At 63.5% G+C, this 9,356-nt stretch carries 11 protein-coding genes; 3 read left to right on the top strand and 8 right to left on the bottom strand.

Annotated features, from left to right (window positions below; genetic code table 11):
* Positions 1 to 273: 273 nt before the first annotated feature.
* Both ACZIRK_RS38605 and ACZIRK_RS38600 read left to right on the top strand, forming a co-directional pair.
* Positions 274 to 966, top strand: a complete 693-nt coding sequence (locus ACZIRK_RS38605) for an O-methyltransferase (RefSeq protein WP_130230477.1) — start codon at positions 274 to 276, stop codon at positions 964 to 966.
* Positions 967 to 1,097: 131 nt separating this feature from the next.
* Entirely contained in the window at positions 1,098 to 1,766 is a 669-nt protein-coding gene (locus ACZIRK_RS38600; RefSeq protein WP_245475109.1) for a siderophore-interacting protein, read from the top strand.
* A 340-nt stretch (positions 1,767 to 2,106) separates the two neighbouring features.
* Here the strand turns inward: ACZIRK_RS38600 and ACZIRK_RS38595 are convergent, their stop codons facing one another.
* Complete coding sequence (locus ACZIRK_RS38595; protein WP_165435596.1) at positions 2,107 to 2,250, bottom strand: hypothetical protein; 144 nt, start codon at positions 2,248 to 2,250, stop codon at positions 2,107 to 2,109.
* 299 nt (positions 2,251 to 2,549) lie between these two features.
* Here ACZIRK_RS38595 and ACZIRK_RS38590 point away from each other — a divergent pair, with 299 nt between their 5' ends.
* The gene (locus tag ACZIRK_RS38590) at positions 2,550 to 2,726 is read left to right on the top strand and encodes a hypothetical protein (protein ID WP_165435595.1); all 177 of its coding nucleotides are present in this window, start codon (positions 2,550 to 2,552) and stop codon (positions 2,724 to 2,726) included.
* Positions 2,727 to 2,992: 266 nt separating this feature from the next.
* Here the strand turns inward: ACZIRK_RS38590 and ACZIRK_RS38585 are convergent, their stop codons facing one another.
* The 7 genes from ACZIRK_RS38585 to exbB form a co-directional block, all read right to left on the bottom strand.
* Positions 2,993 to 3,964, bottom strand: coding sequence for an ArdC family protein (locus ACZIRK_RS38585; protein WP_028168179.1), 972 nt, complete (start codon positions 3,962 to 3,964; stop codon positions 2,993 to 2,995).
* A 577-nt stretch (positions 3,965 to 4,541) separates the two neighbouring features.
* Positions 4,542 to 5,066 (bottom strand): cysteine hydrolase family protein, encoded by a 525-nt coding sequence (locus tag ACZIRK_RS38580; RefSeq protein ID WP_130229736.1) that lies wholly within the window; start codon positions 5,064 to 5,066, stop codon positions 4,542 to 4,544.
* A gap of 4 nt (positions 5,067 to 5,070) precedes the next feature.
* Positions 5,071 to 5,742, bottom strand: coding sequence for an acyl-homoserine-lactone synthase (locus tag ACZIRK_RS38575; RefSeq protein ID WP_196237407.1), 672 nt, complete (start codon positions 5,740 to 5,742; stop codon positions 5,071 to 5,073).
* A gap of 192 nt (positions 5,743 to 5,934) precedes the next feature.
* The gene (locus ACZIRK_RS38570) at positions 5,935 to 6,663 is read right to left on the bottom strand and encodes an autoinducer binding domain-containing protein (protein ID WP_474419289.1); all 729 of its coding nucleotides are present in this window, start codon (positions 6,661 to 6,663) and stop codon (positions 5,935 to 5,937) included.
* Between the two features lie 118 nt (positions 6,664 to 6,781).
* Positions 6,782 to 7,633 carry an energy transducer TonB gene (locus tag ACZIRK_RS38565; RefSeq protein ID WP_130229738.1) on the bottom strand — a complete coding sequence of 284 codons (852 nt, stop codon included), beginning with the start codon at positions 7,631 to 7,633 and terminating at the stop codon, positions 6,782 to 6,784.
* Positions 7,630 to 8,106, bottom strand: a complete 477-nt coding sequence (exbD, locus tag ACZIRK_RS38560; protein WP_028168183.1) for a TonB system transport protein ExbD — start codon at positions 8,104 to 8,106, stop codon at positions 7,630 to 7,632. The genes ACZIRK_RS38565 and exbD overlap by 4 nt, the downstream gene beginning before the upstream one ends.
* Positions 8,107 to 8,111: 5 nt before the next feature.
* A complete protein-coding gene (exbB, locus tag ACZIRK_RS38555) occupies positions 8,112 to 9,062 on the bottom strand; it encodes a tonB-system energizer ExbB (protein WP_035692264.1) in 951 nt (316 codons plus the stop codon).
* Positions 9,063 to 9,356: the final 294 nt, after the last annotated feature.

Raw genomic sequence — 9,356 nt, 5'->3', positions numbered from 1 at the left:
CAGGCGACGATCGCCAAATCGCCCCAGCCCCACCTCCATCGACATACGACCGCTCTCCACAAGACCGCCTCCCGCCAGGGAATCAGTCTTCGCCGATCTTCGCAACAAAGATGTGTGCATTAGATAGTGGCGCGCCGGGGGGCGCATTCTAGAAACCGGTTGTCCCTCGCGACCAAAGCAAGGCGTTTGCGTGGGAAGATCGTGTGCAAAACAAAGAGATGAGATCGTGATCGGATTCCATCCAATCGGATCATGACCGAAGGAGCCCGATACATGGATTCACTCAGCAGCGGCCCGGTCGCGGAGGTTCTTAAACGCCTGCATGGGGAAGCGGAAGCGGCCGATGCACCGTTGATGCAAACCTACGCGAGCGAGATGACCAATGCCGAGCAGGTGATCAGCCAGGTCATCGAGGCTGAGACCAAGGATCTGGCGGGACTGTATCACGGTTTCGCCGGCAATTTCCTCAGCGTCTCCCCGGAATTCGGGCGGTTTCTCTACATGTGCGCCCGCAGCTGCAAGGCTAGGCGCATTGTCGAGTTCGGCTCGTCGATGGGGGTTTCCGCCATCTACATGGCGGCAGCGCTGCGCGACATGGGCGGCGGCCGTCTGATCGGGACCGATCTCGAACCCAGCAAGGCGGAGCGCGCGTGGGCGAACCTCGCTGCCGCCGGGCTGGACGACCTGGTCGAGTTTCGGGTCGGCGATGCGCGCGAAACCCTCAAGCCCGGCGTCGGCGGCGACATCGACATGGTGATGCTCGACGGCGCCTTCATCCTCTATCTTCCCATTCTCAAGCTGCTGGAGCCGCATCTGAAGCCCGGCGCGATCATCATCGGCGAGAACGCGTTCTCGGAAGCCTCAGGCTATATCGACTACGTGCGCGATCCGCAGAACGGTTATCTCTCGCTGCCGCTGCCTGTCGATCCCGGGCGCGGCAATGAATTCACGGTGAAGACGAAGTGATCCGCTCGGGGCTGCGACCTCGACATGTCGGTGAATGGAGCGAATTTTTGATGCAACCCGTTCGCAGGCAAATTTCTACGCCGCCGCTCGCGCCCCCGGGCCGACTCACGCGGACGCTGCTGCGATGGCTGATGCGTCCTGCGCGCGTTGCCGCAGTCGAGACGCTCTCGCCGCAGTTTCGGCTGGCCGAGCTGGAAGGCGAAGCGCTCAGGAACGTCGCCTGGACGGCTGGCCAAAAGGTCCAGGTGGCGATCGGCTCGGGCCTCAGCGCGCGGACCTACACACCGATGTCGTGGGACGCCGGCAACGGCAGGATACGCATGCTCACCTTCGCGCATGGCGACGGTCCCGGCAGCCGATGGGCAAGGGACTTGAGCGCAGGCGACACCTGCCAGTTCTTCGGTCCGCGCCGCTCGCTCGATCTATCGGGCCTTGAATCGCCGGTGGTCCTGTTCGGCGATGAAACCTCGTTCGGCCTGGCGGCGGCGCTCCGCGAGTGCCCGCAGGCCGCCGGTGCAATCCATGTGCTCGAGGTCTCGGACGTCGCGGAGTCGCGGCCGGTGCTGGAGGCGATCGGCCTCGGCCAAGCGACGTTGATCGAGCGCCTCGCCGACGACGCCCATCTCGCAGCGGCGGAAGCCGAGATGTTGCGCCTTGCCGCACGCGGCGCGCATTTCGTTCTTACCGGCAAGGCATCGTCGATCCAGCGCGTAAGCCGGGCCCTGAAAGCAGCCGGCCTCGCATCATCGCGGGTGAAGACCAAGGCCTATTGGGCGCAGGGCAAGACCGGGTTGGACTAGATCATGATCCGATTGGACGGAAGCGGATCATGATCTCATCTCCTTGTTTGAGCATGACCTTTTCGGAAAACCGGTTTCCACTTTCCGGATCATCCTCTAGCCATCCTGTGCCAGTGGAGCGCCGTGCGCTCCGGCTGTTGAATTTGCCTGCGTTGGTGATCCAGGCCCGACGCGGATGGAAACGGTGCTTCCGTGAGCTCTGGAGCATTTTCGGTTCTGATTGAATCAGAACCGAAGCTCTCGATTCCTGTTTTGACGCGTTTTCTGCGCAGATAAGTCTACGCAATCTGCGTAAACGTGATTGCCATGCGAACCGGTGTCCACCTCGCTTGAAAACGCTCTAGCGCAGCCCGTGCATGATGGACGTCGTCAGCAGCACGGCGGTCGACGCCAGCGCCGACAGGCCGACGATGGCCTGAGCGAGGCAGATGCGCCTGAGCGTTGTTGCTTGCGGGTCCGGAAACCCCCTGAACGGGCTCGCCATCTCAGGCTCCATGATGCAGTGCACGCGCTTGCTTTTTGCGAGCTATAGAGCGAGTCGCGCCGATCGCGATCCACTAAATTTGCAGCCTGCCAGGTTGACTCGTCCGCGACTCGGCAACGGAAAAATTCGGCTCCGGATCAGGCCGCCGCGCCCGAATCGGGCAGCACAAGCTCAAGTAAACAAAGCATTAATGGCTTTGCATGCGCCGGCACTTTTCCGTGTCGTGTCCGGGATCAAATGGCTGATCGGAAACGCATGCATCGCGGCGCGGAGCTTTCGGCACAAGGGCGTTCCTCGCCATGCAGATGATCGCGGATGATCGTGTTCAGCGTGTTGGCGGGCTCGATAGATTTGCACCCGCATCGGGCGGCGCCGCATCATCTGCCTCTTTCATCACGCCACCGAACGAGGTCGACGTGCTGATGATCGTCATGGGCATCTTCCTGGTGGCCGCCGTGCTCTGGTTCGGACATTGACCGGCGCTCTGATGAGCTCGCTGAGGGCAATGTTGCGCAGTCGAGGTTCGCTCTCCCTTTGTGGTGCGGGTGGGCCCAGTTGGTTGCTGCGGCCGTGTCGACGAGGTCCGAGGTCGAGAGGCTTTGTGATCGGCGAGATGGCCTGTGGTCGCGCCGGCGGCGCCAGCCGCAAGCCGCAGCCAGAGGCGGGGAATTCCCGGCGGGCATCAGCTCGCCGGCTTGCGTGATTTGCCTTTGGGCTTGCGCCGGTCTCGCCGATAGACCCATCACGACGCGTCATCACCTTGGGCTGCTTGCGCGGCGGAGCCGCCCGCGCCGAACGCCAGCAGGAAGTCGGCGGCTTTGGAGGCTTTGCTCGCGGCGCGGAAGACGGCGCGGCTGTCCTCGCGAAGGACGTTTAGCCAGGCGCCGAGATAGTCGGCATGCCGCACGGTCGGCTTGATCGACAGCGCAGCGCAGACGAAGGCAGCCGTCAGTTCTGCGACCAGCTCTTCATTGGCATAGAGCCTTGACCCGAACGCGCCGGACAGATCACGGTTGAGGCGGCTGGCATGGCCGGTCCAATGGCCGAGCTCATGAAACAGCGTCCGGTAATAGTTGATCTGCTCGAAGAAGGCGGGCTGCGGTGGAATCTGGACGTTGTCGTTTGCGCGATCGTAGAAGGCTTTGGTGCCGCCGATGCGGATCGTGGCGCGGGTTGCCGCCGCCAGCGCCTCGGCCTGCGGCACGATCTCGCGATCCGGCAGCGCGGGTGTGTGCGCAAAGCAGTGGTCGGGCAGGCCGTCGCATTGGTCGACGTTGAAAACCGTATAGCGGCGCAGGAACGGAACGGCGGCCTGTTCCTCGTCCGCTTCCGTGCTCTCGGATCTTGCCTGCTCGGCCGCTCGCCGGTTCCGCTTCGGGACAAAGCGGTCGGCGTAGCAAACGGTGACGCCGTGCTGGCCTTTGCGGACGCTTCCGCCGAGCGTTGTTGCCTGGCGAAAGGTGAGCCAGCGCTGCGAGGTAAAGCCGGCCTCGAACAGCCTGCCCCACAAGATCAGGATATTGATGCCGGAGTACCTCGTGCCTGTCGCGGCGTTTCGCGGCAGCGCGAACGCCTGGCTGCCGCCACCGGTGCCCCACGGCCGCGCCCATGGGAAGACGCCCGCCTCAAGCTCGGCGATGATCCGAGAGGTGATTTCTTGATAGAGGCTTTGTTTCGTCGTTGTGGCACGGCGTTGCGCTGACGTTTTGGACATGACGATCTCCGCTCGCTCCTCTTCCACGCCCGGCCCCCGGAAGGCGGGGTGGGCGGCGAAGAGCGACCGGACAGCCCCGAACAGCAGAGGCAGGCAGCACCGGAACGGCCGGAGCGGATGCGGAGGACCGCGGCCAACGCAAATGATCGTCATGAGCGGCTTTGGCGGGGCGTGGTTGCGGCCTGCCGGTTCGGGGCTATACGGGAGCGCCGCCCACCCCGCCGCCGCGGGCCAGATCAAAATGTGCCGGCCGCCGGCGGCCGGCTCCATCAGGTCTGCTTGTTCGCCGTGGCCGGCGCATCCACGACGCGCTTGACCATCCGATTGGACGGAATCGGATCGATCCGATCTGTTTGTTTGAGGTGACCTTCCGATGCAAACGCTTTGCGTTTGTCGCGACCGGTTTCCACTTCTCAAGATTGTGCTTTTGACACCCTTTTTTCACAAAGGCGCGTGCGGCCAATGAGGATCGCAGTGCGGCGGCTGCGCCAGGGATTGAAGCCGAAGGCCGAGACCGCAAGACGGGCTCGGTTCACGAGAGCCCGGCCCGCAAGCGGGAGCTTGCGGGAGGCGCCTGCTACGAAAGCAAGCCTTGAATTTTTCGGCTCACGGCCGGATCGTCCAGCGACACCGCCCATTCCAACAAGGCCTGCCGGATTGTGGTCGCGACGATTCCATGGTGGGCGAGCCGATCGAGAACCAGCGCACGGTCGGCTTCCAGGCGCGCCACCGCCAGGTCTGCGAGCAGCCGGATATCGTAACCCTGTCGTGCCCCCTCCAGCGCCGCAATGAGGACCTCTTCCTCCAGAAATCCTCCGCCCAGGAAAATGACACTGACATCGGCGCGGGCAAGACGCTCTGCAAATCGATGATCTCGCCACAAGGTCAGAGCGTCCAGATCAACATGCTCAAGTGAAGCGGTGATCTGATCCGGAAGCGCGTCCCGTTCATACGCGCCGACCGCGAACTGAGGCACGGCAAAGAACTCGTGACAGACCGGAAGCAGGAACAGACTTCCGCTGCGCAGCGCGGCAAGCGCATCCGTTCTGCCACGCGTCGGGTTCAACAGAACAATGCAGCTATGGTGAGGATCGGCCAACATCGGTTCATCCTGTTTGAGCCGTGAACTCGAGACTGACCAGGCCGGCCGTCGCCCCTGCACCGGGAAGCACAACAACGGCACCGTCAAGACCGGCGTGATGGTACATCGCCTCAAGCACCCGATCGGAATCGTGCAGCAGTCCGGCCAGCGCGGTGGTTTGACCAAGTACCTGCGGCGGAGCCAATCTTTCAAGCGGCCACCCGGCGCGCCTGAGGATGCGCTCCATCCTGGTGTCAGTGACGGTTACGATTGACCGAGCGCCCCTTGCTCGCATGGTCTCCAACATCGCAGCGAACAGGGCGAAGGTCGCTCGATTGACACCCGCATGGCCGATCTGAGGCGCACGCTCGGTGTCGACGCAGAATCTCGAGCTCTCCAGGACGTGCTCGCTTCGTGGTGCGTCCTTGCAACCGAGCAAGACCGCAAAGGTATCCGACAGCATGTTCGGACCGGTGGTGGGCAGAAGCCGCACACAGCCCAAGACCGTCCCCTGCTCCGAGATAGCCAGAAGATACGTCGGATCCAGGGTGTCATATATGTCGATTTCAAAATCTCCCGACACGGAGACGGTCCAGCCAAGACGATCCTTGAAGACGCGGCGGCGCAGCCGAAACATCTCGGCAAGCAAATGGAGATGCTGTCCGGCCTGACGATGATCGAGAACAATGACGCGCATGGCGAGCTCCCTTTAAGCGAGAGCGCAGCAGAGCAGAACGCGCGCCGTCGAGCGCCTGTGCTATTTGACAGGTCAGCTGCCAAGGTCAGGAAGCTTGAGCAACCGTTAGCAAGCAAGCAGAAGCGTTTCCAGACGAAGTGAATACGCTTTTTTTGAGCTGAGCCGTATCCGGAAAGGTCGGCGCCCGCGGCGCTAGGACAGAAGGCCGCGACGGAGCGCCAGTGCGACACAATGCGCAATCGATACCGCGCCGAGCTTGCGCCGGGCGTTCTCCACGTGAAACGCGATGGTGCGAGGCGTAACGCCAACCAGGACTGCGGTCTCGGCCAACGTCTTGCCGCGCGCGGCCCATGACAGACACTGCCGCTCCCGCTGGCTGAGAATGGCCTCACCGCTGCCGGCGTCGTCTGTTGCGACTGGCGGCTTGGAAACATGGGTGTGGAAGTAGAGGCCGATCAGTTGCAGGATGTCGCCTGAGCTAGCGAGCAACCGGTCGAGCTGCAAGTTACGATCGTCGGTTGCCAAGGTGAATGCGGCGGTTCGCCCGAAACCGCTTCTGATCGGGATGGTGATGCCGGACTTGATGCCGAAGGTCGCGGCCTCGACGAAGAACCGTCGCTGCTCGTTGCTGCGCAGGCGGATTGGTCCCTGCGTGGTCCAGCCGAACAGGCTGTGTTCATGGCGGGCGCGGTGAATGACCGGATCAAGGCGCTGATAGTTCAGACGGAAGTAACGGTCGGTCCAGGATCTCGGATAAGAGGAGATCAACTTCGGCGCGTTCTCGGTCATGCTCAAATACGCAAACCATCGAAAGCCGAGGCCGTGCGCCGACCGTGCTGCCAACCGTTCGAATTCGCGATCATGCCTCGCCGTTTGCAGGGCGTCGATAAACTCTTGAAACAGGTGTTCGGGCCGGCTCATGTTTGAATCCACCGTCCAGAACGGTGTTCCTTGCTTTCACGCCCTCCTTTCGCCAGGGCGGGGTTCGAGCGAAAATCAGGACAGTAGCTTTGTCGATCCTCTGGCGCCTTGAAGCGCGCTAATTGACGTTGAAGTTCACCGGCACGGTGATCGTCCGGCTGACGCCCGGCGGTGGCGCCGGAACGGGCGAGGCCCGGTGCACCAGCGCCACCACCTCCTGATCGAGTTCTGCGAATCCGGACGATCGCACCAGGCTTGCCGACAGCACCTTGCCGGCGCCGTCGATCGTGAAGCGCACATAGGCGATCCCGCGCGCGCCGCGCTCTCTTGCGTCCGACGGATAGCGCTTGCGGCGCTCAAGATGAGCCATCAGCAGCGACTGCCAATTGGCGGGCGACATTGACGACAGTCCCGAGGCGGTCTGCGCGGCGGCAATGCGGTCCGATTGCCGAGCCTCCACGTGCGCCTGCCAGGCGACCTTCGATTCGGCAGCGGCTTGCTGCTTGCGAAGAGGCGGCTTGTTCTCCTTCGGTTTTTGCTTCTTGGTTTCCTGCTTCGGCTTCGGCTTCGGCTGCTCCGTCGGAAGCTGGACCTCCGCTTTATCCAGCACGACGGTCTTCTCCTTGATCTCCTGGTGTTCGGCCGGCTGGACCGGCCTGGTGGCCGGTTCGGCCGTCTGCTCAGGCGGCCGTTCTTCGCCTCTCTGCTCCTTCCGCCGCACGCTTTCTTCTGCCAATTTCTGGTCCGGCGTGATCTCGTTCCGCGCAGCCTGGATTGCTTCCGGCGCGGCCGCGAGCTCGATCATGATCGCGGCCGGCGGTGAATTGTCTGCAGCCACGACCACCTTCCCGCGCAGCAGCCAGGCCACGGCTCCGGCATGGACGCCGACCGTAACGAGGCCCGCAGCCAGCCACAGCAGGGCTTCGCTCACCTTGGCCCGGCGCGTGATCGAGCCATTGAAGTCGTTCATGGCGCAGCCACCGCAGGTGATGGGCGGGCCTCATCGGGTTCGCTCTTGCTTGCTGACGCCGCTTCGAGGCCGACCAGCGCGACCTTCAGATAGCTCGCCTCGCGCAGCAGGTTCATCACCTCCATGAGATGTTGATAGTCGACGGTCCTGCCAGCGCGCAGGAAGACGCGCGCATCCTTGTTGCCTCCAGTGAACGATTCGATCGCCGCTTGCAGTCTCTCCCGTGGCACCGGGTCGTTGCCGAGATTGAGCGTGAGGTCCTGCTTCAACGTCAGGTAAACCGGCTTGTCGGGAGGCGGCGCCGGCGGCGCGGTCGAGGCCGGCAGATCGACATGAACATCGACGGTCGCGAGCGGCGCCGCGACCATGAAGATGATCAAGAGCACCAGCATCACGTCGATGAACGGCGTGACGTTGATCTCATGGTTGTCCTCGAGATCGTCCTTGAAGCGATCGCGGATGCCGCCGGCCATAACGCCTACTCCGCGGCCACGGCGGAGGTCGAAGGCTGGCGGGGGCCGGGCATCTTGCGCAAGTCCAGATCGAGGCTGACGAGCCGTTCGACCTCGGCGGCCGCATCGGCGAGACCCTGCCGATAGCCGGTGACCGCGCGCGCGAACACATTATAGATGACCACCGCCGGAACAGCGGCGACGAGACCGACGGCGGTCGTGAGCAGCGCCTCGGCGATGCCGGGCGCCACCACCGCGAGATTGGTGGTCTGCGTCTGCGAGATGCCGATGAAGGCGTTCATGATCCCCCATACCGTGCCGAACAGGCCGACGAAGGGCGCGGTTGCACCAATGGTGGCGACCAGCCCGGTGCCGCGGGTCAGCCGGCGGCCAGCCTGGGCCTCGATGCGGGCGAGACGCGACGCGACGCGCTCCTTCACGCCGGCGTCCCCGGCGTGAAGGAGGATCCGGGACGACCGACGCAGTTCCTCGCCGGCGGACCGCACCATGAACACGGTGGGCCCACCCCGGTTTGCAAGAACGCGATCAGCGTCTGCAAGGCTCTCCGATGACGCAATGACCTGAGTTGTCCGCGTCGCTCTAGCGCGGGCACAGACAACCTCGACAGTCTTGGCGAGAGCCACAGTCCAGGTCGCGAGCGAGGCGAAGGCAAGGCCGATCATCACCGCCTTCACCACCCAGTCGGCCGCCATGAACATGCCCCAGGGCGACAAATCATGCGGCAGGCCGGCCCGGCGCTCCGAATCCGGGCCACGTGATGCCACGGAACGGTCGCTTGGCGTGGTCTCGGCGGGAGACGGCTTGACCGTCTTCATCGACTCTGCCGACGGCGCAGCAATGCTGGTGTCGGGCGGCGCGGCCGGCTGTTGGGCCATCCCGCAGGACATTGCCATGGTCAACACGACGAGCAGCAGCAACGGCGTGATCGTCCATTCTCGCCTCGGCAATAGTATCATGCCACGTCCTTCCAATCGTCCATCAATCGATGCCCGTAACGCGGGTCGTTGGCCCATTCGCATCCTCGCCGCGATCGCGCTTTGGTTGTGCGCCATCGACCCGCTCACGAGGCGATGCGCGCCACCGGTCGGCTCCGCACTGAAACGATCCGTCCCCGTTGGCTGGCAATCCGCCCATTCTCGTCAGGACGAAAGCTCCGGAGGATGCGTCTGTCGAACAGCGCAACGATGGCCCGCATGGTCCGACGACATTGTCCTTCGGATAGAAATGCGAAGACCGTGCAAGTGTTCACG

It is taken from the genome of Bradyrhizobium sp. Leo114, assembly GCF_055229415.2.
Note: the sequence above shows the minus strand (reverse complement) of the source record. Positions and strands in the feature narration are given on the sequence as shown.